The organism is Mesorhizobium sophorae (assembly GCF_002270415.1).
In the GTDB taxonomy this organism is placed as follows: domain Bacteria; phylum Pseudomonadota; class Alphaproteobacteria; order Rhizobiales; family Rhizobiaceae; genus Mesorhizobium; species Mesorhizobium sophorae.
Genome location: NZ_NNRI01000021.1, coordinates 284,495 through 307,134 on the forward strand (window position 1 = coordinate 284,495; position 22,640 = coordinate 307,134).

17 protein-coding genes and 4 pseudogenes are annotated in these 22,640 nt (G+C 56.9%); 12 read left to right on the forward strand and 9 right to left on the reverse strand.

The window, feature by feature from the left end:
- Window positions 1-15: 15 nt before the first annotated feature.
- Together CGZ66_RS29555 and CGZ66_RS29560 are read right to left on the reverse strand one after the other, a co-directional pair.
- On the reverse strand, window positions 16-1,179 hold the full coding sequence (locus CGZ66_RS29555) for an ABC transporter substrate-binding protein (protein WP_095090337.1): 1,164 nt from the start codon (window positions 1,177-1,179) through the stop codon (window positions 16-18).
- 131 nt (window positions 1,180-1,310) lie between these two features.
- On the reverse strand, window positions 1,311-3,176 hold the full coding sequence (locus tag CGZ66_RS29560; protein WP_095090338.1) for a branched-chain amino acid ABC transporter ATP-binding protein/permease: 1,866 nt from the start codon (window positions 3,174-3,176) through the stop codon (window positions 1,311-1,313).
- A gap of 691 nt (window positions 3,177-3,867) precedes the next feature.
- Between CGZ66_RS29560 and CGZ66_RS29565 the strand changes: the two genes are divergently transcribed.
- Together CGZ66_RS29565 and CGZ66_RS29570 are read left to right on the forward strand one after the other, a co-directional pair.
- On the forward strand, window positions 3,868-4,332 hold the full coding sequence (locus CGZ66_RS29565; protein WP_143748893.1) for a hypothetical protein: 465 nt from the start codon (window positions 3,868-3,870) through the stop codon (window positions 4,330-4,332).
- Between the two features lie 405 nt (window positions 4,333-4,737).
- Complete coding sequence (locus CGZ66_RS29570; protein ID WP_095090531.1) at window positions 4,738-5,652, forward strand: MurR/RpiR family transcriptional regulator; 915 nt, start codon at window positions 4,738-4,740, stop codon at window positions 5,650-5,652.
- A 30-nt stretch (window positions 5,653-5,682) separates the two neighbouring features.
- On the opposite strand, the gene CGZ66_RS29575 is transcribed toward CGZ66_RS29570, so the two are convergent.
- Window positions 5,683-6,849, reverse strand: coding sequence for an NAD(P)/FAD-dependent oxidoreductase (locus CGZ66_RS29575; protein ID WP_095090340.1), 1,167 nt, complete (start codon window positions 6,847-6,849; stop codon window positions 5,683-5,685).
- 46 nt (window positions 6,850-6,895) lie between these two features.
- Between CGZ66_RS29575 and CGZ66_RS39495 the strand changes: the two genes are divergently transcribed.
- The 3 genes from CGZ66_RS39495 to CGZ66_RS29585 all read left to right on the forward strand — a co-directional run bounded on the left by CGZ66_RS39495 (window position 6,896) and on the right by CGZ66_RS29585 (window position 9,946).
- A complete protein-coding gene (locus CGZ66_RS39495; RefSeq protein ID WP_143748894.1) occupies window positions 6,896-7,255 on the forward strand; it encodes a hypothetical protein in 360 nt (119 codons plus the stop codon).
- Between the two features lie 201 nt (window positions 7,256-7,456).
- Window positions 7,457-8,578, forward strand: coding sequence for an aminomethyl transferase family protein (locus tag CGZ66_RS29580; RefSeq protein WP_143748895.1), 1,122 nt, complete (start codon window positions 7,457-7,459; stop codon window positions 8,576-8,578).
- Window positions 8,579-9,031: 453 nt separating this feature from the next.
- Window positions 9,032-9,946: a MurR/RpiR family transcriptional regulator gene (locus tag CGZ66_RS29585; protein ID WP_095090342.1), complete on the forward strand. Its 915-nt coding sequence runs from the start codon at window positions 9,032-9,034 to the stop codon at window positions 9,944-9,946.
- 48 nt (window positions 9,947-9,994) lie between these two features.
- Here CGZ66_RS29585 and CGZ66_RS29590 read toward each other — a convergent pair whose 3' ends face one another.
- From CGZ66_RS29590 to CGZ66_RS29600, 3 genes are all read right to left on the reverse strand, one after another.
- Complete coding sequence (locus tag CGZ66_RS29590; protein WP_095090343.1) at window positions 9,995-10,882, reverse strand: MurR/RpiR family transcriptional regulator; 888 nt, start codon at window positions 10,880-10,882, stop codon at window positions 9,995-9,997.
- 114 nt (window positions 10,883-10,996) lie between these two features.
- Window positions 10,997-11,686 carry a cysteine hydrolase family protein gene (locus tag CGZ66_RS29595; protein WP_245331289.1) on the reverse strand — a complete coding sequence of 230 codons (690 nt, stop codon included), beginning with the start codon at window positions 11,684-11,686 and terminating at the stop codon, window positions 10,997-10,999.
- On the reverse strand, window positions 11,676-12,446 hold the full coding sequence (locus CGZ66_RS29600) for an N-formylglutamate amidohydrolase (protein ID WP_095090345.1): 771 nt from the start codon (window positions 12,444-12,446) through the stop codon (window positions 11,676-11,678). Before CGZ66_RS29600 ends, CGZ66_RS29595 begins: the two co-directional genes overlap by 11 nt.
- A gap of 350 nt (window positions 12,447-12,796) precedes the next feature.
- On the opposite strand from CGZ66_RS29600, the gene CGZ66_RS29605 reads away from it, so the two are divergent.
- The 5 genes and pseudogenes from CGZ66_RS29605 to CGZ66_RS29625 all read left to right on the forward strand — a co-directional run.
- Window positions 12,797-14,110, forward strand: coding sequence for a glutamine synthetase family protein (locus CGZ66_RS29605; RefSeq protein WP_095090346.1), 1,314 nt, complete (start codon window positions 12,797-12,799; stop codon window positions 14,108-14,110).
- A 32-nt stretch (window positions 14,111-14,142) separates the two neighbouring features.
- On the forward strand, window positions 14,143-15,222 hold the full coding sequence (locus tag CGZ66_RS29610; RefSeq protein ID WP_245331290.1) for a GlxA family transcriptional regulator: 1,080 nt from the start codon (window positions 14,143-14,145) through the stop codon (window positions 15,220-15,222).
- Window positions 15,223-15,264: 42 nt separating this feature from the next.
- A pseudogene (locus CGZ66_RS29615) lies at window positions 15,265-15,419 on the forward strand (arginase); the annotation flags it as partial.
- Between the two features lie 2 nt (window positions 15,420-15,421).
- Window positions 15,422-16,478, forward strand: a pseudogene (locus CGZ66_RS29620) (ornithine cyclodeaminase).
- 269 nt (window positions 16,479-16,747) lie between these two features.
- Window positions 16,748-16,915: pseudogene (locus CGZ66_RS29625) on the forward strand (Lrp/AsnC family transcriptional regulator); the annotation flags it as partial.
- A gap of 107 nt (window positions 16,916-17,022) precedes the next feature.
- On the opposite strand, the gene CGZ66_RS29630 reads toward CGZ66_RS29625, so the two are convergent.
- The 3 genes from CGZ66_RS29630 to istA are packed head-to-tail and all read right to left on the reverse strand — an operon-like array spanning window position 17,023 to window position 19,506.
- Entirely contained in the window at window positions 17,023-17,244 is a 222-nt protein-coding gene (locus CGZ66_RS29630) for a hypothetical protein (RefSeq protein WP_095090347.1), read from the reverse strand.
- The gene (gene istB, locus CGZ66_RS29635; protein ID WP_206073656.1) at window positions 17,241-18,017 is read right to left on the reverse strand and encodes an IS21-like element helper ATPase IstB; all 777 of its coding nucleotides are present in this window, start codon (window positions 18,015-18,017) and stop codon (window positions 17,241-17,243) included. The genes CGZ66_RS29630 and istB overlap by 4 nt, the downstream gene beginning before the upstream one ends.
- Window positions 18,007-19,506 (reverse strand): IS21 family transposase, encoded by a 1,500-nt coding sequence (istA, locus tag CGZ66_RS29640; RefSeq protein WP_095085188.1) that lies wholly within the window; start codon window positions 19,504-19,506, stop codon window positions 18,007-18,009. The genes istB and istA overlap by 11 nt, the downstream gene beginning before the upstream one ends.
- 853 nt (window positions 19,507-20,359) lie before the next feature.
- Between istA and CGZ66_RS29645 the strand changes: the two are divergent.
- Window positions 20,360-20,512 (forward strand): annotated as a pseudogene (locus tag CGZ66_RS29645) (Lrp/AsnC ligand binding domain-containing protein); the annotation flags it as partial.
- A 1,051-nt stretch (window positions 20,513-21,563) separates the two neighbouring features.
- Window positions 21,564-22,580: a hypothetical protein gene (locus CGZ66_RS29650; RefSeq protein WP_167392300.1), complete on the forward strand. Its 1,017-nt coding sequence runs from the start codon at window positions 21,564-21,566 to the stop codon at window positions 22,578-22,580.
- Window positions 22,581-22,640: the final 60 nt, after the last annotated feature.

Below are 22,640 nucleotides of genomic sequence, written 5' to 3' on the forward strand. Positions count from 1 at the left end.
GGCGTTCCTACCAGCTTAAGGATTGGGGATTTCCTCCTTCGTCGGTCGATATACCTTCACAAAGGTCGACTTCCCCCCCTCAATTCGGATTATTGCAACGTCGCGCAGAGCAACACGCTCAGTTCCAGCATACGTCACTTTGCCGAGAACGGTCTGCACATCTTCCAGGCCAGCCAATGCGTCTCTGATTTTCGCGGGGTCCAGCGATCCTGCTTTGCGAGCTGCGGCGTCGAGCAATTGTGCCCATTCGTATCCTGATGCCTCGTATGAGGTTTCCGCGTCATGACCGGTTTCCTCCGTGAAGCGCTTGTTGAAAGCTTCCATCCCGCTGCCAGGGGTTGGAAAGCCGGCTGAGGAATGCACAACGCCATCGACCACCGAACCGAGTCCGTACACGGTCGGAGTACCGATGGCATCCGAGGCGATAACAGGAACCTTAACACCAGCACCGCGCAACTGCTTGATGAAGGCTGGGAAGTCAGGCTCGTACGCGGTCGTCATGATAACGTCAGGTTGCGGTGCTAATCGCTTGATTTGAGAAACCACCGCAGAAAAATCTGGCTGCCCCATCGAGTAGGACGCTTCACCGACAACGCTCCCACCCTTTTTCCGAAACGTTTCGCCAAAATAGTCTGGGAATTTGGACGTATAGGCGGAGTCGGGCGACTTCAGAAGAAATGCCGTCTTGTAGCCGGTTTCTGCGGCATAATTTGCTAGCGCGGCCGACTGTACAGTGTCGGATGGATAAGAAATGAACATATAGTCGCCGACAGCAGGTGTTAGGCTGGGCGAACCAGCGAGGTTGAGCATCGGAATGCCCGCTGCCTGTCCGATCTGACCCGCTGCGATCGAGGGATCGGCATCGGCCGGGGTAATGAGAAATTGAACCCCGTCTTCGATCAATTTCTGGGCCGCGTTGACGGTAGCCGCTGTGTCGGACCGGGTGTCGATAACTTCGAGAGTGACCGTCGCCATGCCCCCAATGCCGCCCTTGGCATTGAGATCTTTGATGCCTAACTTGAAGCCGGCCAGGCCGGGTTGATCGTATGGTGCCAAGGCACCAGTCAGGGCCATTGCGGCTCCAATCTTGTATTCATCCGCCGATGAGTATCCCTCGCTTGACGAGAGCGCTATCGCAGCAAGGCAAGCGAGCGCAGTTGCATATCTTAGCTTGTTCATTTTTGAGTTCCCGTGTGAGGTTTGACCAATGCTTCGTTTTCCGAAGTCTAATAGTTATTCTGTCTGCAACTCCTTTGTGCTTTTGTAACCATTAAATATCCATCAGACTGAGTAACTCAGCGATACCATCTCTAGGACGCGCTAGCGCCGATGACCTGCACCACAGAGCTTGTTTCGACCTGAGTTTTTTTCTCGCCCATCCTTTTGCTTCCGAGATAGGCTGATATCACGGCAGGGTCGGTTCTGACCGCGTCTGCCGTGCCCACGGCGATGCGCTTGCCCCGGTCGATAACGACGATGGTGTCACTAAGCGACATTATAAGGTGCAAGTCGTGCTCAACCACGAGAATGCCCACGCCTGTGTCCGCGCGCAGTGCGGCCAACCTGCCCATTAACTCTTTAGTCTCGGCCGGATTCATCCCCGCAGCAGGCTCGTCAAGAAGGAGGAACCTGGGGCCCGTGGCAAGAGCGCGGGCGATTTCTACAAGACGTCTCTGTCCGTACGGAAGGCTGCCGGCAAGCCGGTCCCCTAATGTTTCCAGGCCAAAACGCGCTAGGGCGTCATTGGTGCGCCATACAGATAGAGCCGTGTCGGCCGCACATGCCTCAGCGGCAACCAAGACATTTTCCCTTACAGTCATGTCAGCAAAGACACGAAGGTTTTGGAAAGTTCGCGCCAAACCTGCGCGGGCAATTATGTGAGGCTGCTTATTTTCTATCAAATCCGACCCAAGCGCCACATGACCTGCGCTAGGTCGTAACTGGCCAGTCAACAGATTGATCAAGGTGCTCTTCCCGGCACCATTCGGACCGATCAACCCCGTAATGAGGCCAGCTTCAGCCTTGAAGGTTACCCCGTCGACGGCCCGCACACCGCCAAAATGACGAGACAGCTGATTTGCCTCCAAAGCGTTTGCACCCTTTGGTGCCTGAAAATCTTGCGATCCTGGAAGGAGCTTGCTGTCGCGCCCCTTCAAAGGATCCCATGCTTTTGACAGCTCGAGTTCCCGGCTACCAACAAGACCAGCGGGCCTGATGAAGAGGACGAGAATCATTGCGAGCGAAGCACCAACGAGAGGCAGTCCGTACAAGGCCGGGACCGAAAATCCGAGGATATCACCCCCGCCCTCTAGCGCCCGCAAAAGCTCCGTGACTGCTGTGATTACTATCACGCCCACTAAAGCGCCCGAAACAGAACCGAGGCCTCCGACGATCAGCATCGAAATCAGCAGAAAACACGACTCGAAGTAGAAATCCTTGGGGCCGAAGGCACCTAAAAACTGAGCCGTCAACGCCCCGGCAATCGACAAAATGGTCCCGCTCAACAGCCATGCCCTAAGTCGCGCTTGGCGAACGTCCACGCCCACTGCCGCTGCGGCTACTTCGTCTTCTCGCGTGGCTCGGACGGCGCGACCAGTCCTTGTATCCCTAAATGTTCGGGCAACTGCGATCGACAGCGCCGCCACAGATAGAGCAACCACAAGCGTGGTATTGCGGGGCACACCGTAAAATGTTTGGCTGCCGCGCGTGATATCCTTTGTCGCTACCAGAACCGTGTAGACGATAATCTGCAATGCCAGAGTGGCGATGGACGCAGCCGAACCGGACAACCGCCGCATAACGATGCCGCTCACCCCAGCCAAAACCAGCCCCGTAAGGGCGGCTACAATCAACGACGACCAGACTGAAAGACCATAGCCCGCCATCCAGACCGGGAGGTGAGGAAGTGCGGTCCGTTGAACAACAGGGCTCATCGTGAGGATGCCTGCAGTGTAGGCGCCCACCCCCATGAAAGCTGCAGGACCGAATGACACGATACCTGTGTTGCCGGAAAAAACCTGCAAACCAACGCAGGCAGTGACCACGATTGACATCGATGTCGCGATCCTGGTTCCATTCGCTCCAAACAAAACACCGGCCAAGATCCCTACTGCCACTAGGATAACGGCCAAAGCCAGCGAATCCATCGTCACAGCCTTGATGCGGGAATTGACCATCCGTCTGCTCCTCTGCGGAATTACGATTATTGGACAGGTCAACCTTCATGTCAATATCATTACATCATTCTGTCATATGAAAAATTGTGCAGAAGGCGCTACAGCCTTCCAGCTGCGGTCGTAAGATTGCTGATTGCTACCCCAGAGGCTGGAGAACTTGACCTCCCGGCGCACAATCCCCACAGAGCTGAGCAATAGCCATCGATGCCGATCGGCGCGCGCTGATCGATATTGGAGATAGTCAGACCAGAACGGGAAGGCTTTGAGGACCATCCGATCCTTATCCCTGCAAGGGCGGCATCTCTGGTCTTACCTCACTGCCGAATTCCTGGTGCCCTTGTCCATCGTCGAAATCGCACATAAACAGCACCCAGGAAGTTTGATCTTCAATCCATGCCGCAATCTCCTCGCCTGGATCCTGCTAAGGCTGCCTACCCCTCCTCGTTGCCGACTCGTCTACTTTTCTTCCATCAGCGCCAGCCTCTGAAGAGATATTGACACGCACCTAGGCCGCAGCTACCCTCGAATAGGCTTTGAGTATGATGCCGGTTGGTCAGCCTCCAGCCGCACACAATTTCTATTTCGGAACGAGCCTTCAGCAAATCGGCTCGTTCCGTCGCGCCCCTCAACAATCATGATCGATAAAGGTGTTCCGATGCGGTCTTCTGTTGCTCCGACTTACGAAAATCGCGTGCTCAGCGCCTATGAGGGTGAAATCTTGGGGGAAGAATTTTTTAGCGTTCTTGCCCAGAAGGCTGACAGTGAACAATCTCGCGTAAAGTTGCGCAATTTGGCCGCCATTGAGCGGCTTGTAGCAGAGGCGCTTTTGCCAGTTATCACGCGTTACAAACTTGAACCAAATAGCAAAGTACTGCTTGCTGAGAAGGGACGCGATGAAACCGTTGAGTACGCAGAGCTTGGTTGGACTCAATTTGCGGTAAAGCTCAAGAAGCTATTGGGGCCATTCGTTCGTGAATTTGAGACTCTGCTTGTCGAGGCGCCGGTTGACGACCGACCCTATATCCAGTTACTTCTTGACCACGAAATTGCGCTTTTCGCGTTCGCTCAGGCGGAAGGTGAAGACTCAAGCGATGGTCAGATTCATCTTGACAACTTTCTACAACGGCACAAAGCTCTATTGCGCAACGAAGGCTAAGAAAACCTGTCTTCAGACCAGGTCCTGCTGTATCTGAGCCACCGGGGTCGCTGGGGCGGCTTCGTCTGAGTCACGCCGCTTTGATCGGTTCCCCCTGGAGTTGGGCAGTGGCGCGTCTGATGGTTCAGAGCGTCTTCCACGTCCCCCCAGCCGACAGAGATCCGGTCGACTTGGGAATGGACGGCGACCGGTGTGACCCTGTAGGCTGGCTCAAGGCCAAGGCAGCCGATGTTGGCCGCGACCGCCCGACAATGTGGACGGCCTTTCTGTAGTTGAAAACTAGCGTAGCCGCGCTTGCGCGCACTTTGGTGGCTTGCCATCGTGCATTATTCGGACAGCCCGCTAACATATTCACAATGAGAAATTTTGTAATATTCTCTTCAGCAATGTCAGTTGGAGGACACGATGAACGTTAGAGACATGCTGCTGCACGGGGCCATTTCGTTGACACCATCAGAAGAGCGGATCGTTCAGGTGCTCCTGACCGACTACCCGGCGGCCGGCTTAGGCACTGCCACGAGTCTCGCAAAGCGCGCCGGCGTCAGTGACCCTACTGTGGTTCGCCTTGCCATGAAGCTGGGTTTCGAAGGGTTCCCCGCCCTCCAACGGCGGTTACTTGCAGATGTTGAAGCAAGATTGCATTCGCCGCTGCTTATGATGGAAGCCAAACGGCCCGACATGGGGACGCATAGCGAACAAGGAGCTGCGATCGCCTACATGCATTCGGTGGCCAGCAACCTCAACAAAGCGCTGACATCGACCCCGCTGGCGTCATATCAACGGGCCGCCCGCCTGGTAATGGATACAAAGGGCAAGGTCGTCCTGCTCGGCGGGCGGTACAGCCGTTTTATCGCAGGCATGTTAGCAGCCTACTTGTTGCAATTTCGGCCAGACATCATGCATATCGACGCACTATCGGCGCAAAAGACGGACGTGTTAGTCGACTTGGGAAAGCGCGATCTCTTAATCGTGTTCGATTATCGCCGATATCAGCTGGACGTTGTTGCGTTCGCCCAATTAGCTGCGGCCCGCCGCGTTCGCATTCTTCTGTTTACGGACCCTTGGTTATCGCCCATTGCCGAGTTTTCAGAACTAACACTAACCTGCCCAATTGAGGTTAATTCGCCCTACGACACGATGGCGTCATCGGTGGCGCAGATCGAAGCTGTTATCGCTCAAATCCTTGCTTCCATGGAGAAGCGGACGCGCGAACGTATCGAGGAATTGGAGGAGATCCGCCTCCAGGCGAGTGCATCGCTGGATAACGCGCGTCTCCTCGAAGAGGAAAAGCCCGCGCTGGCATCCATGACGACCAAGTAGCGCGCCATGGATGCAAATGCGCTGAGGACGTTATGCGAAGCGATGCAATGAGAACTTCCTGAGCAATTCCTGACGTTGACCCAACGCCCATTGTGCGACGACTTCGCCCATGGCAGGCCCAAGCTTGAAGCCATGCCCACTTGAGCCGGTGATCACGAAAGTTCCCTTTGCGCCCGGAATCTCGTCAACTATAGGGAGGTGATCCGGGCTCATATCATATTGACAGGCGTAGCCGGGACGGATGCCCAATTCGGCAATCTCAGGAGAACGGGACATGATATGTTCAATGGCCCAGACCGATTCCTCTTGCGTGATCGTTCGGTCCAATTGGCCCGCGACCTCGAGGCGATAGTTCATGCGCGCGTGTGCTTCTTTAAGCGCGTCGTTCTCGACGCCTGTGCCGCCGCCCCCCCAGGTTCCAACCAAAATTGTATTCTCGCCTTCCGGCCGAGCATAGCAGTTCGTAGTTTCATCAACCCAACAATGCGGAAGTAACTTCCTTGCGACACCTGGTGCGTCCATTACTGCCATGAAGTGGCGTTCAATAAACGTCGGTAGGCTAACTCCACGCTTAGCCAGGAGCGCCTTCGACCAAACACCCGTTGCAAGAATTACGCGACCGGTAGAGATGACGGTGTCATCACTTAGCGTCACCCCGGTCGTGTTTCCATTTGTTACTTGAATTTCGGTAACCGAGCGGCCGCCCATAAACTTAACGCCATTTGCGCGAGCTCGATTGACCAATTCGTTAGTTGCACCGTAAGGGTCGCAGTGTCCCGATTCGTCTTCCCAGGCGGCAAAAGTGATCCCCTCCATATTGAAATGAGGGAGAATTGCCTGCGCCTGTTCTCCGGTCAGACCCTCGATTCGGCTACCTTCATCGTCGCGGATCCGCTTAACAATCTCGCGATTTGCGGGTTCGTGCTCAGGGCCGCAAACCCACAGGCAGCCAGATTGATGAAAGGCGCCGGGGAGATCCTTAAGGATCTCGATTCCCCGTTTTGCGAGCAAAGATAACTCGGGATCGCCATAGAACGCGTGGCACACCGCGGACGATGAGCCGGTCGGTCCGGAAGCCGGATGGTCGGACTCGACTTGGATAACGTTCAGATTTTGGTTCGACAGATAGTAGGCTGCCCCCGCACCCGCAATTCCCGCTCCCGCAACGAGTACGTCACAGCTGTATCTTTCGCTCATTTGATGCTCCTGTTACAAGAAAAAGCCCAACCGGCTATCCTTATCGATGCAGCCACTTCCGGTACGGCGAGTGGTGAAGGGCCAGGACGACGATTGCGACCGGCTCGCAATCAACTTTCTTCAGAGCAGAATGCCCTCTGCACAAGATCCACCCCTCCCCACCTTTGGCCAAAGCAGTCCGCTGATAGGCTGGCTGAGGAGCGAAAATAATGTGGAATTTTTTTCCTGTCTACAGTTAATTGCGATATTTGAAGAAATTATTTCAGTCCGCGGCACTCGACCTCCTCGGCCACCTTCGACCTTCCCGCTTGCTCAACAAACCAAGCCTCATCCGATCTATCGCGAACTTGAGGCCATGGTTGAACAGAAGGCCACGTCGGAAAAAATTTTCTATCTATCAAAATGATCGCATCATTGACAAATAATTTTCAGCAATTCATGCTTTGTGAGATAGCATGTTCGTTGCACGCAGGATGGACGCCGGGATCGAGGACATGCTGGCAGCCTATCAAGCATCGGAGACTAAGTGGGGTTCCCGTTCTGAGAACGGCGCCAATGTCGCGTATCGGCCGACAAAGATAGCCATTTGTTAAATTTGGAGGATACCATGGAAAAAAGAACAGCATATCATTCAATATACGAGAAGCTTGGCGCCCCCATGATTGACTTTGGAGGCTGGAAAGTCGCTTCGCACATAACTTCTTCAAACAAAGAATACATGATGGTCCGCTCCAATGTCGGCTTTGCCGAGTATGATTTCCAGAGTTGTTTTGGGGTGTGCGGACCGGAATCGTTTCAATTCATACAGGAACTTATCGTAAACGACTTGGGAAAGATCACCCCTGGCGGCACTATTTACTCAAGTATCCTTGACGACAAGGCTAGTCTAATCGACGACGTTATCGTTTTTTGGATTAGCGAAGATCAGTTTATGATCCACGGTGGAATTACTCGCGACGCCTCGCGCAAGTGGATTATGGAAAAGGCAGATGGTCGAAAGGTCTGGGTCACTGAATTGTCTAACACGTTCCTTTCCATACAGGGCCCAAAGTCGATCAATGTACTTCAACAAGCCGTGGACATTGCAGATCTCGAGCACAACCGATTAGTGCATGTTGATTTCCATGGCGTTCCAACCACGATTGCACGAGTGGGCTTTTCAGGTGAACTGGGTTACGAGGTCCATTTCGGGCCTGAATATGCTCACGGCATGTGGGAAAAGTTCACTGAGTATTGCGCGAAGTACGGTGGCGGCCCGGCCGGACTGATGGCCGCCTTCCCAATCGCGGTTGATAAAGGCTTTCTGTTCGGAGCCGACTTTTATGCGGGAGGTTCCCCTCTTGAATATGGCCTTGGATGGTCCGTAGCTTTTGACAAGGGCTTTTTCCATGGCAGAGATGAGATGCTGCGCCGCAAGCAAGCAGGCCTCCGCACCAAACTCGTAGGAATAGAGGCCGACACAACGGAACCTCAGATAGCGGGAGGTTTAAAACTGACCTGTGGTCCCAAGAAGAACGCAGGTGAAACGACGATCGGCTGGGTCAGCCCACTGCTCGAACGCAATATTGGACGAGCATGGGTCAATAGCGAATTCGCCGAGCCAGGTACGGAGTTGGAGGTTCAATCCAACGGCGGTCCCAAAAAGGTGAAAGTCACCGCCAGCTACCGATTCTTCGATCCCAAAGGCGAGCGCGTCAGGGTAAATCCCCGCGAGATGCTCAAAGTTTGATCTAGCTCAGTTAGACATCTCGCCGTCTTCCGAGCGTGGGGCCGGGCAAAGCAGCGATGCTGGCCGGCCCCAGCGGCGCCCTTGCCCGGCGAGACCTCCTTGGCGGTAAAACAAGGATACCGTCATAGGTCTGTCTCGGAAGACAGTCTCACGCTCACACCAAACAAGAGCGGCCACCATCGCAACGGCATCAACAGCCTTCGTCGGAGAGGTCCATCGCAAGGTCGAGTTCGAGTCATTCGACAAGGGTCTTCGGTCGACGCGCCCTCGTAGGTTTCCCTTATTCTGTGATCATGCCATTCGCCATTGGGCTGAAAGCTGTGGAGCGGACAAACCTATTTCTGCGGAGCGCTTGCCTTTTTGAGTCGCTCGATGCGATTAAGAAATTGACATGTTGACGCAGGTCACGAGGATTTGTAATTTCCTCTTCACGAGTTCAAGGGGAACTGATTGATGCAGTTTCGAGACATGCTGCTTCAAGGCGGCTTATCGCTCACCCCGTCGCAGGAGCGCATTGTTCAGGTGTTACTCACCGATTATCCGACGGCCGGGCTAGGCACCGCAACGAGCTTGGCGAAGCGTGCTGGGGTCAGTGACCCCACTGTGGTTCGCCTGGCCATCAAGCTCGGCTTTGAAGGTTTTCCCGACTTCCAGCAGCGGTTGCTCGCCGACATCGAAGCGCGATTGCATTCGCCACTGCTTGTGATGGGAGCGAAGCGGCCAGAGTTGGCCACCGACGGCGAACAAGGCGCGGCTATAGCCTACATGCATTCGGTTGCCGGGAGCCTCGACAAGGCGTTGACGACCACTCCGCTGGCTACATATGAGCTCGCAGCCCGACTTGTCATGGACTCCAAAGGTAAGGTGGTCCTACTCGGAGGACGCTACAGTCGGCACGTCGCGGGAATGTTGGCAAGCTACTTATCGCAGTTTCGAGCCAACGTCGCCTACATCGAGACACTATCCGCCCAGCAACTGGATCTGTTGGTCGATTTAGGAAAGAGAGACGTTCTGATCGTCTTTGACTACCGCCGCTACCAACGCGACGTGGTCGCTTTTGCCGAACAAGCCGCCGCCCGTAACGTTCGCATCCTCCTATTCACCGATCCATGGCTATCGCCGATTTCCGATTTCGCCGAAGTTACCCTTTCGTGCCCGATCGAAGTCAGTTCGCCCTATGACACGATGGCACCGGCAGTGGCGCAGATCGAAGCCGTCGTCGCTCAGATTTTTGCAGCCACCGGCGAGCGGACACGCCGCCGGATTGAGGAACTCGAACAAATCCGTCACGAGAGCAATGTGACACTTAACGAGGCCCACGCGCACAAAAATCAGAGCAACGGGAGTTCTCGTCAAAAACTCCAATAGCCGGCCCGAAGAGCATCTTCCCTTCCATTAGCCTTAGCTTTTCTTTAGTTATGACTCCCTCACTGGCTCTCTCTGATGCGAGACCGAAGTCCTCAACGAGTCCCATTTTTTTATCCGCTGGCTTGCCTGGGGCCAGTTCGCCTCGGCGACCCGGGTTATGAGCGCCTCGATCAACGCGAACGCGGCAACGTTGCTGTCAAATGCAGTCTCGTTCTCAATGTGCAGCGCTATCACTTCTGATGCATATTTGGAGATTGGAGACATCCATCGATCCGTTATCAGGATGATCTTCAGCCCGCAGTGTTTTGAAACTCTTTCGGCGAACTCTTCAAGGGAACGTTGGTACCTTCGAAAATCGACGAGGACTAATACATCCCTTTGCCGCATTCGCATTATATACTCTGGCCACCAGTCATCCTCGGACGATACCTGATGAACACCAGCGCGGATTTGTTTCAAATGCCTCGACAAATACTGTGCGACTAGATCGCTGATCCGACCACCCAAGGTAAATATATCAGATCGTGGGTCGGAAATTAGTGCCCCTACTCTTTCAAACTGGGCGGCAGTGATCGCCCCGGCGGATGCCTTTAGCAACTCGGTTGATTTTTGAATAAAATTCTCGAAAAAATCGTCCGTTATACCGCTTGTTGTTGTCCGCAAATCGAGTGGAGACTTTTGCCCTTGCTTCAGTTCCTTTATAAGTTGTTGTTGGAATTCCTGCAGACCCTGGTAGCCGAGTTTACTCACGAAGCGTGAGATAGAGGGAGCAGAGACGTTTGAGGAGGTCGCAATTACCTGGATTGGCTCAAGTCCGGCAAACGGATAATTCGACAGAATTAGCGCAGATAAGCGCCGCTCCGTGGCGGTTAAAGAATCTGCTGCTCTCCTTATCTGCTCCCTTACGGTTTCGCCCGGAATTGTGCTATCGGTCATAATCTCTCCAAAGCCGGCTACCCCGCAAACCCTTAAGCACTGCTGTTTTCAGTATGGGGGAGTGAGACCTAGCTAGCAAGCTCCAGCGCTCCGCCAGGAGAATGAGGTGCTGCTCTAACCAGCACTGGGCGTTAGCGGCTTAGGGGCGTGTTCCAGGCCTTGTATTTCGGCAATGAGCTCACGGGTAGTGACCTGACGGCAATACCCCTTAATCGCCCGTAGCGAGCTATCATGGCGTTCCCGGGTATAAGTCAGGCATGCATCTGTAACCTGCGTGACGAGATAGCCAAGGTCACAGGCATCCCTGATTGCGCCTTCTACACACTGGTCGGTAACCAACCCTGCGAGTACGAGCTGTTTAACACCGAGATTCCGCAAGATGTAATCGATATTTGTGGAAATGAAGACGGAAGATGACGTCTTGGGTAGAACTATCTCATCACCCTGCACAGCTATCTGGTCGATTACCTTACCGTCCCATGACCCCTTTGGGACATGGAACCCAGTGATCTTGTAGTCGAGAGATCTGTCCCGACCATCAGCTGTCAAGCTTTCGATCGTTGTGTACATTACTTCAATACGAGACTTCCTGAAGGCGGCTTGCAAAGATTGCATGTTCGGAATGACCCGAGCCTCAAGCTCGCTGAAATACCAGCCATACTTCGCTGCAAAATCTGCTTTCGGCAGCCCTGAAAATTCGGCTCCGTCACGGTGAGCGCTGAAATTTTGGACATCGACAAAAAGTAAGGCCGATTGCTCCGGCACCAAGGGCACATTGCGAGTAAGACTCATTTCAGTTCCCATTCAAATAGTCTTCGATCGATGATGCGACGATATCGGCCCAAAGCTTCTGACCTTCAGCCGTCCGCAGATGATCATTTCGGATCTCAATCAGGCTGTTGTTCAAGCCACGTGTCTCGCAATGCCGGGGCACAAACCAATCGCTCGAGTCGTTGACCTGATAGGGTTCATTCATTCCCACGCGTAAACGCGGATACCTGCGTGTAACAGAGTCTCTCAGGCGCGCTGACGTGTCCGTGTCACGACGGAATAGGAAACCGATATCCCACGGGCGCCACACGTTGTTCATGCGAGGAGTGAAACTGTGAACCGATATCGCTACTGTGTGTCGACCCTCCTCTAGACGTCGACTGATCTCTGTGTGAAAAGGCTCGAAGATCTCGGCCACGCGAGCCGCGCGATCGGCAATGTCGACTTCCTGATTGCCGGGTATTCTGATCCCATCGCTTGTTGCAGGAATAGCATCGAATGCCTCCGGCGGCCGGTTGCAATCTATGACCAGGCGGCTGTACGGCTGAAAGACAGCAACAGCATCTAGCCGCCGCGCCAAAAGCCGTGCCACTTCGGCTGCCCCGATATCCCAGCCGACATGATCGTCAAGCACCTCAAGAGAAATGCCCAGATTTCCGAGCGCCGCGGGGATCGCCTGCCCCGCATGTTCACACACCAGGAGCACAGGACTTGACCCGTCGGGATTCATGACCTCAAACGGGTCCGGATCGCCCTGCCCCAGCAAGCGTAGCGTATCATAACCCTGCTTCATGCCATTCTCTGTCCTTCGAGAGATCGACGGGCTTGCCGACGCCTGAGCCACCAATGCATTGAGATTGCAAATGTCCCTGGGGACCAACTCTCTCAGGAAGCCCCGCCGCGTGCTCCCATCGTTCGCTGCAAACAGGACGAGATTTCATTTTCAATGTCAACTCAGTATTTGTGATTGACAAAAAAATTTCATTGAGGTTTTGTGCACTGAAGGCAACATGGTCGTTTCGAGACAGGCTATCGCGGTGGTGGGGTTGCCTATGGCCGCGGAGCACTGGCGTACGTTATGAAACTGACTAATTTGAACCTCACGATCTTGTTCTGCTGAGCCCAACGTTTTGAAGGACACCGATGATTTCGAACCCGCTTGTCTTCGCAGCTACGTCCGATATCGCCGGGAGAACACGTGGTAAAGCATTTCCAGTGTTGGAACTGGATAAGCGCCTAAAGCGTGGAATCGGCTGGACGCCGACGAATGTAATGATTACCTGCTTCGACGCGATCGCTCCAAGCCCCTTTGGCTCGCTCGGCGATCTCCTTTTGATCCCTGATCCTGAAGCGCGCGTTGAGGTCGACTTCGCAGACGGCGGCCTGGTTGAGCATTTCATGTTGGGGGATATCACCGATCTCGACGGCCGCCCATGGGATTGTTGTACTCGCTCGATTCTCAAAGCGGCACTTGAGCGGCTCCGATCTTGCGGCGGTATCCAGCTTGTGAGCGCCTTCGAGCATGAATTCCAGATGCTCGACGCCGGCGAGGTTCTTCCCGACGCCTACAGCTTGCGCGGGTTTACTCGGCGGCGGCAGCTCGGAGAGGCTTTAATGTCGGCTCTCGCTCAGGCAGGCCTGACGCCCGATACCTTCATGAAGGAATTTGGTCCAAACCAGTACGAGGTTACCAATGGCCCCGCTCAGGGTCATCGCTCTGCCGACCAAGCGGTAATTCTTCGGGAGTTGACCCGCATGGCGGCGCAACGCTGCGGTGAGCAGGTGACGTTCGCACCAATTTTAGACCCCACCAGCGTCGGTAACGGCGTTCACATCCATATGAGCTTCCTGGATGGGAATGGCTCCCCGGCAACGTACGACGAGAACGACCCGTTCGGCATGTCCAAACTTACCGGGTCATTTATCGCCGGCGTACTCAAATATCTCGACTCCATCGTTGCGCTAACCGCGCCGTCTGACATTTCCTATCTGCGATTGACGCCAAACCGCTGGAGCGCGGCATATAACAATCTTGGCTTCCGCGATCGCGAGGCTTCAGTCCGAATCTGTCCCACTACCTCCGCAGATCCCGAGAAGATCGCCAGGCAATATAACTTTGAGTACCGTGCGGCCGATGCCGCCGCCTCGCCATATCTGGCCTTGGCATCGATTCTCAATGCAGGTGCCCAGGGCATCGAAGACGGTCTCCCCACACCTCAGGTAACTCAGGAGAACTTATCCGTGCTGTCTGAGGCCCAGCTGTCTGATCGCGGTTACAAGCGGCTACCACAATCCCTGGAAGAGGCTTTGCTGCGTTTTGAGCAGAACGATGTTGTAACGCGTTGGTTTCCGGACGGCTTTGCCTCGATTTATACTGCGCACAAGCGTGCCGAAATCGCGCACCTGAGCGATCGCACCGTCAAAGAGCGCTGTGCCGCTTATTCAAAAGTGTACTGATAACAAGAAGGCACTTCGTGAGAGGCGTAGAGATGCTGAAGATAAAGGGAGCAGAACGTCTGTTCAGTCTCTATCTGGAGCCTGGATTTTCGATGCAGGCCTTTTCTTCTGCAGTCGAGGCCTTACGGCTTGCCAACGAAGTGCTCGAATCGGAGATTTACGCTTGGCGAGTTGTATCTGACGACGGACTCCCTGTGAGATCGAGTTGTGGACCTACGATCTCCGTTGATACGTCGCTCAAGGAGGAACGCGGCCTCCTTGGCAAAACGGGCTGGTCCCCTTCAGTCGCCGTAATTTGCGGGGGGAGCCACCCACTTGCCGCAAATCGGGCCCTGCATGGTTGGTTGCGAGAATGCCGGGCTAGGAAACTGTGTCTGGTCGGAATCGCGAGCGGGATCTTCAGCATCGCCCAGACCGGTCTGGCGGATGGACGAAGATGTGCAGTACACTGGGAACAGTTCCCTTCGTTCGTTGAACAATTTCCACGTATCGCTGCTGTTCAAGCTGCTTATGAGATCGACGGAGACACGTACTCCTGCTCTGGCGGAGATGCTGCTTTCGACATGTTCGTGCAGTTCGTCAGAGAAGATTATGAATCCCCTACAGCCAACCGGGTGTGCGAGAAGGCGGTCGCTATGACGGTCCGTCAACCTGGAGATCGTCAGAGACTACCTCTGCATGCAGGCGCGGCCATTCACCATGACGGCCTGTTGAAGATCATCGAGCAGATGGAGAGGCATCTCGACGAGCCAGTCGCGCTCGAAGACATCGCTGCCTCCAGCCGCTTGTCTCGGCGCCAAGTTGAACGCATCTTTTCGCAACAAATAGGACGTTCGCCTGCGCGATACTATCTCGAGATGAGACTTGAGCGCGCGCACTTGTTGATCTTGAACTCGCAACTTCCAATCGTCGAGATCGCGATGGCCTGTGGTTTCATCTCGGCCTCGCACTTTTCAAAGGCATATCGCGAGAATTATGGACTGGCTCCACGTGAGGCTCGCTCGGAAGTCGTAGAACGCCGACGGAGCGGGCACGGAACCTTCGCTGCGGACGCACCCGCACCATTGCCGGTGACGAGGTCATCAATCGGGGAAATGGTGCATGCAAAGTGATTCCCGTTCCGGAAACTCGCCCGGAGGCCGCAGACAGTGTCCGACAGCAGCATGGTATCCAGCCTTGACCTCGTCGAGCTGAACCCGTTCCTGGACGAGCGCGGCCGCACCGCGACCCGATGGTCGACCTCACCGCCAGCCTGATGGGCCGTCGCATCATGGACCACCCGACCCGCAGTCATTCCGGAAGCATCTGACCATGACCCAGCCTTCTCGCCTTGCCATCGTCCCCTTCATCAGTGTCGACCGCATGATGAAGCTGGTGCTCGCCATCGGGATCGAACGGTTTCTCACCGAGCTTGCCGGCTACATCGAAGAAGACTTCCGCCGCTGGGCTGTTCGACAAGACACCGCGCATCGCCTCGCATAGCCATGACGGCGTCATCGAGCTGATGCCGACCAGCGATGGCCGGCTCTACGGCTTCAAATATGTCAACGGCCATCCCAAGAACATGCGCGAGGGCCGCCAGACGGTCACCGCCTTCGGCGTGCTGGCCGATGTCGGCTCGGGCTATCCGATGCTGCTCAGTGAAATGACCATCCTGACGGCACTGTGCACCGCAGCCACCTCCGCGCTTGCTGCCAAATACCTGGCGCCCAAGGGGTCACGCGCCATGGCCATCATCGGCAACGGCGCCCAGTCCGAGTTCCAGGCCATCGCCTTCAAGGCGCTCACCGGCATCGACCGGCTGCGGCTCTACGACATTGACCGCTCGGCTTCGGAAAAATGCGCCCGCAACCTGTTCGGCAAGGGCTTTGACATCACCATTTGCACGACCGGGCAGGATGCGGTGGAAGGCGTCGACATCATCACCACGGTGACGGCCGACAAGCAATGCGCCACCATCCTGACCGACAACATGGTCGGCTCGGGCGTCCACATCAACGCCGTCGGCGGCGACTGCCCCGGCAAGACCGAATTGCATCGCGACATCCTGCTGCGATCGGATATCTTCGTCGAGTTTCCCCCACAGACCCGCATCGAAGGCGAGATCCAGCAGCTCGATGCCGACCATACGGTGACCGAGCTGTGGCAGGTGATGACCGGCCAGGCGCAAGGCCGCAAGACGCCGGAGCAGATCACGCTGTTCGATTCCGTCGGCTTCGCCACCGAGGATTTCTCTGCGCTGCGCTACGTCCGCGATCAGCTCAAGGCGACCGGCCTTTATGAAGAGCTCGACCTGCTCGCCGATCCCGACGAGCCGCGCGATCTGTTCGGCATGCTGCTCAGGGCCGCCTTGCAGCCGGCCGCCTGAGGAAACTCGCCCAAAGCGTCTGATCTTAGTGTCCCCGGCCAGTCGGACGTGCACCTTCAATCAAGCATTCTCTATCCATCAACCCACAAGCCGGTGTTGGCCAATCTCTGGACGCCAATTTTGTTTATAACCTCGAGCTTGAAGCGGGCCCAAAGCACCGAATATAGATCTGCATTTTGATCACTCCTCTCAAACGACAAACTTGCGGCATCCAGACTGCCCTCACGACACGAACATGGTAGTGAGAAAAAAGTGAACGGTGAGATTCGATCGATCTCAAAATCCTCGACGCCATCCAGCGCGACGGGCGCATTACCAAGCTGGCGCTGGCCGACAAGGTCGGATTGTCGCCGACGCCGTGCTGGATGCGGCTGCGCAAGCTGGAGAGGGCCGGCATCGTGTCCGGCTATCACGGCGCGATCGCCATGCGCACGATTGTTGATGGCTTTTCAAAAGCGCGTCTAAACGACGACAAGCGTTTGGTGCTTGTGGACGGAACAAAAAGGCGGCCTTTGCAGGCCGCCGAGTGTGGAGGATGTGTGCTTTAGAGCGAGGACGGGGCTTTTTCGATATCGCTGTGATCGGTCGGTGTTCGTTGCTGCTCCTGGATAAGTTCCTGGAGTTGGACGCCGTAGTGAGACCAGATGCTATCGGCGAGATCGTTGAGGAGCTCGAAGACAGCGAGCGCCTGTTCGGGTGTCCATTCGGGATTGATGAGGAAGTGGATACCACGACTGAGGCCGGACGATTGAGGATCTGGTTTCATGCTGCGGGCACCTTTTCGCCGGAGGAGCGGCTGGTGCGTTTTTCGCGCTGTGCCTTTGATCGCTCGGCCGCTTCCTTGAAGCGGTAGGAATCGCCTTCGATGGAGATCACCTCGGATCGGTGCATGAGGCGGTCGACGAGGCTGACGACGCAGGCGGCATTGGGAAAGACCTCCGACCAATCAGCGAAGGGTCTGTTGGTGGTGATGATGGTTGAGCGTTTTTCGTAGCGCCGGCTGATGAGTTCGAACAGCAGGTCCGCATGACGGTTCGAGTAGGACAGATACCCGACCTCGTCGATCGCAAGAACGTCGGCGGCGGCGTAGTGGTGAAGGCGTCGGCGCAAGGCTGCGTCGCTGTCGAGGGCGGCGAGTTCGCCGAGCATCTCGCTGGCGGTTCGGAAGACGACGGTGTGACCGCAGATGAGCGCCTGGTGAGCGACATTGCGAGCAAGTGTCGATTTCCCGACGCCGTTGGGGCCGATAAAGACGATGTTGGCGGCATCGTTCATGAAGGACAGGGTCATCAGATCCTCGACGGCGGCGCGGTCGATGCGGCGAGGCCAGTGCCAGTCATAATCGGACAGTTGCTTGAAGTGGCCGAGCCTGGCGGCACGCGTGCGTCGCCGCATCGAACGGTCGGAGCGCTCCTCTTCTTCCCATTGAAGGACGGCGGCCAGCCAGTCCGCGTCAGCGATTTCGTCCCAATGGGTGATCAGGCCATTGAGGCGCAACGCCTTGGCCCGGTTGAGCAGGATGTCGGGATTATTCATCATCTTTGCCTCCAAGGGTCAGTTGGTCGTAGCTGTCGAGGCGATGCGGCCGTACCGTCGTATCCTTGCGCCGCACGTGTTCGGGCAGGCTCGTTTCGACCGGCGGCGGAGCACCGCGGGCGACCCGGCGGCGTTCCAGTACGTCGCGAACCGACCTCGAATGGGAGGCGCCGGCATGCAAAGCTTCCTCGACGGCGGCCTGCAGTTCCTGCGCGCCGTACAGGTCAAGCAGTTTCAGCAACGCGTTTGTGATCGCACCGATATTGGAGCCACGCTCGGCGGCCCGGATCATCAGGGTCTGGCAGGCCGGCACGGCGCGGGTCAGGCTGTTGAGGCCGCGATGCTGGCGCGCCTCGCGCTTGATTGCGACGAGTGCCTTGAGGTGCTGAGGGTCCTCGATCTGCTGGTCGCGATCATAGCTGCGACGGTGACTGGCGATCATCTTTGCGCCGTCGAAGACGCGGACCAGGCCGAGATCGGCGCGCACGCTGAGCGTGCGCCGGACATGAGCATGCGGTACCGAGTAATCGTTGAGGTCGAAGCGCACATAGGGCGTTTTGCCAACCTTGGCGGCGACCTGCTCCTCGACGGGGTATGGGTTGGCGGGCAGCGGCAGAAGCAGTGGCTGCTCTTGCGCAAACGCCTGGCGGACCGTCATCGTCCGGTCCTCGGGGCATGGCCGGTCGGCTGCCTGGTTGCGGCACCACTGTTCGGCCTGGGCGTTCAGATCGTCGAGATCGGTGAACTTGCGGGCGATGAAGAATGCTTCCCTTATATGCCGTATGGCGCGCTCGACGCGGCCTTTTTCGTTGCCCCGGGCAACCGCGACAGGACGTGGCTCGAACCGATAGAAGCCGGCGAAGGCAAGCAGCGTCGGATGGAAGCGGATCGCATCGCCCTGGCGCTCGAGCACCGCACTCTTGAGATTGTCGTAGAGCAGGACCCTGGGCAGCCCGCACCATGTGTTGAACGCGCCGACGTGACCGCGCAGGAAGTTTTCCATGCGCGCGTCGAGGAAGAAGCGCAGGTAGATGTCGCGTGAGTAAGAAAGCACCATCACGAACGCCATGAGCGGCCGGCGGGCGTTGCCGATCTCGATGTGACCGAAGTGGGCCCAGTCGACCTGTCCCTGCTCGCCCGGCAATGTGCGCAGCCGCAGGAACGCCTCGGCCGGCTTGCGGGGACGGTGCAGGGCGACCAGGTGCCGAAAGTGCGTCGGCAAGCCCCGGTAGCCGCGCTCGCGCACCATCGCATAAAGGCGGCTGGCGGTCAGCGAGGGGAACTTTTCCAGCGTCTGCTCAATGAATGGAAGATACGGGTCAATGATTGAGGCTCTCTGCAGCGGCTTGTGCCGGGGCAATCCCGCCTGGGCCAGAACGCGATGCACCGTCGTGTGATGGACATGCAATTGCCTGGCGATGGTGCCGCAGCGCCACTTCTCGGCGTGATACAGGCGCAGGATCTGCGCTTCCAGTTCGGGGCTGATGGTCATGATACGGGCTCTCCGTCTGCGTAGTCAGCTTCACGGGCATAACGAGGCCCCCGGCGACGCACGAAGCCGGTGCGAACGAACGGCGACAGTCGACAGTCGCAGCGCCGACAGCACGGCGTGGGCATGACCGATGTCGTCGCCCGCCCGGCGACGTCAGCAAAAGCAGCGACAACATCGTTCGAGGGACTGACCAGTAGTGAACCGGCAGGAGATGCAGGTGGAGAATGATGCGTCACTTTATTGTGCCGAGCCCGATATCGTCGGGCCCGGACCGCATGAGCCAGGCGTCCCCGGCGGCTGCGCTGATAACGTCGCCCCGCCTCGCGCACACTCTCGCGGCGGGCAGCACGGGCGCAGTCCTGGCCGCAGTAGCGCTGTCCCCGGTCGCAGCTGCGGCAGATCGTTACCTGCGAACGGCAGCGGCCGCACAGAAAGAAGCGGCCCGTGAGCATCCGCGACGATCCTTTCGGAGCGCCGCTGGGAGTTCGGGGAAAAGGTCGACGGAATGCGCTGACAATGCGATAATGCAGTCGCGCACCGTCAGTGGAGCGTGACACCGAGCCCGGACTTGCCAGTTGAGATCGGTGTTACGCCGGATTGTTTCTGCGGCGCTGATTACCCGCAGATCTACCACAAGGCACGCGCATGGCGGGGTACGTCGAAAGCCGCCTCAGGGCGGCTGGAGACGTGCCCCGCGTCTATCCCTTCAACCTCCCATGATCAGCACCGCGCCGCAAAGGCGGCCGCCCGCTACAGCGCTAGTTGAAGAGCGCGCGGGCGGCCGCCTTTGCTCTTCCAGCGCTTCAGATCTTGTCGTCGTTTATCAGCGGGTTTCGACCGTCTTCGACACACGATCGCGCCGGTGGCGACCGTGCTGATGGAGGTGCCTTTAGCCAGCCACCGCCAGGCCGACTTCGACCGCTTCGAGCGCGTCATCCGCGATATTCCCGAAATCGTCGCCTGCTGGTCGGTGGGCGGCGGCGTCGATTATGTGCTGAAGGTGATCGTAGTAGCGATCGCACTGACACAAGGACAGGAGATCGAGAGTGCCGGCCGGGAGGGCGGCGGTGAGCCGCTGGCGTCTTGGCGTCGAAGACATCAAGGTCTTCGAAAACCGTTGGAGAATACGTGGGGCGGGTGGACGAAAGCGAGCTATCGGCCTAGACCACATTCGCAACTCTCCCGAGTCCCCGAGAGCACTATGAGGAAGCAGCGACCCTTTGTCGTCGAGATCAAACAGAAGCGTGAGCTCGTGAAGCGGCCACAATCAATCTGGGCCGGCATCGACCTGGCCGCTATCACGAATGATATCGCGGAGGCGGAAGCGATCGCTGAAGCGCCGATTTTTCCTTGTGAAGATGTTCGCTCTCGGCCCATGGCCGCCATTGATGAAGCATCTGACGCCAAGGAGGTGACCACGCCCGACCTATCGCTCCCTAAGCCGCCGACGGTTGGGGAAGCGCCGATTCTGGAGGCATCGAACGCACCGACTGAAGACAGACGGACTCGCAAGAAGAAGCGGTGGCAGACAGATGTTGTTCTGCGGCGAGGTGAACGATGGAAGCGGCGCCTGCCGTGGGTGCTCCGCCAAGGCCGGCCTGAAAGGGAGGTCAACTGCACCGGGATTGAAACCGCCCTTGTCGAGAACTGTCCATGACACGCCCGGAGTGCATACAAGTAACGAAGAGGCCCGACCGTACTGTAGAAGTTGCCTGTCAAACGCTCTCGGATCAGGTGCAAGAATGAAACCGAAAACGGGCTCAGGTTGGCCAGGCATCGGCTCTCGCAAAACGGCCGGGGAAGTTACGGCCGCTTTGGCATATACCGCAAGCGCGGCAGGTGCCATTCCGAGTGCGGCCTCAAAGTCCTCATTAGGGGCTTTCCTGCCATCTCAGCCCGAGGCCGGATAACCACCCGACAACCGGCGGGTGCAGAGGACGTCCATGACCTTAAAATTCATCCTAAAGGTGAATCGTTAAAGCTGTGCCTTCCAAAACGGGGATTCTTTCGAAATGTTCAGATTTTTTGGGCGGGATCCCCTTTCCGCCTCTCGGGGAATGTTCCTGTTTGCTAAGTCCATTGCGGGATTTTCCTTCTGTATCCTCGGGACCCGGGCTGCCAGCGCCCACGTCAAATGGTTCTCTGCCTATGACGTTGCCGGCCAGCCGCGCGGCCTCGAAAACGTCCTTTGTCAGGATTTCGAGCTCCTCCTGGGCGTTGCCTTGCTCTGTATCTTTTCCGGCTGCGTGGTGGAGCGGACGTCTCTAGGCGAGATGATAACCCGCTCGCTCAACCGCTTCACGGAGGGCTTGCTGCTGCATACCGAGACGATGGTCCGCGCGATCTGTGGGTTTTTCTTCATCTCGCTCTGGGCGGTCGGAGGCATCCTCTTAACCCCTGAATTGAAAACGACGTCCGCATTGGTGGGGCCTTTGCAGCTCGCCATCGCGGCCGGTCTGCTGTCACGCCGCACCACACCCCTATCCGCCGCGGGGATCGTCGTCCTGTTCGGGCTAGCCGTGCGCGATTACGGCGCGTTTCATCTGGCTGACTATCCTATCTTTCTGGGGCTTGCGGCCTATCTCGCTCTCACCGGGTTGCAAAAGAACTTATTCGGTGTTCAGCCGCTCGACGTCGTGCGCTATGCGACCGCCGTCACCTTGATGTGGGCGTCGGTCGAGAAGTGGGCCTATCCCGAATGGAGCTTCCCGCTCCTGATCGAGCACCCCGGTATCACCCTTGGCTTCAACAACGAGTTCTACATGCGAGCCGCGGGCATGATCGAGTTCACGCTCGCCTTTGCCCTGGCTTGGACGCCGCTGGTCCGACGCGTTGCGGCGGCCGTGTTGATTGAGATGTTCATCAGCGCGTGCTTCGAATTCGGCAAGCTGGATGTGATCGGGCACTCGGCCATCATCGTCGTCTTCGTCGCGATCCTCTCCGATCAGCGACCTAAGGAGACCAACACTCCCGCGGCATGGCTCGCTCCGGTCGGATTATGTGCGGCGTTGACAGCAACGCTCTTCGCTTACTATGTCGGCCACGCGGCGATCTTCAACACTACGATTCTCTAGCACTACTTTGGCAGATTTTTAGCTGCGGGCGCGTTTTTGGAATTCCCAAGAGAGAGTTTG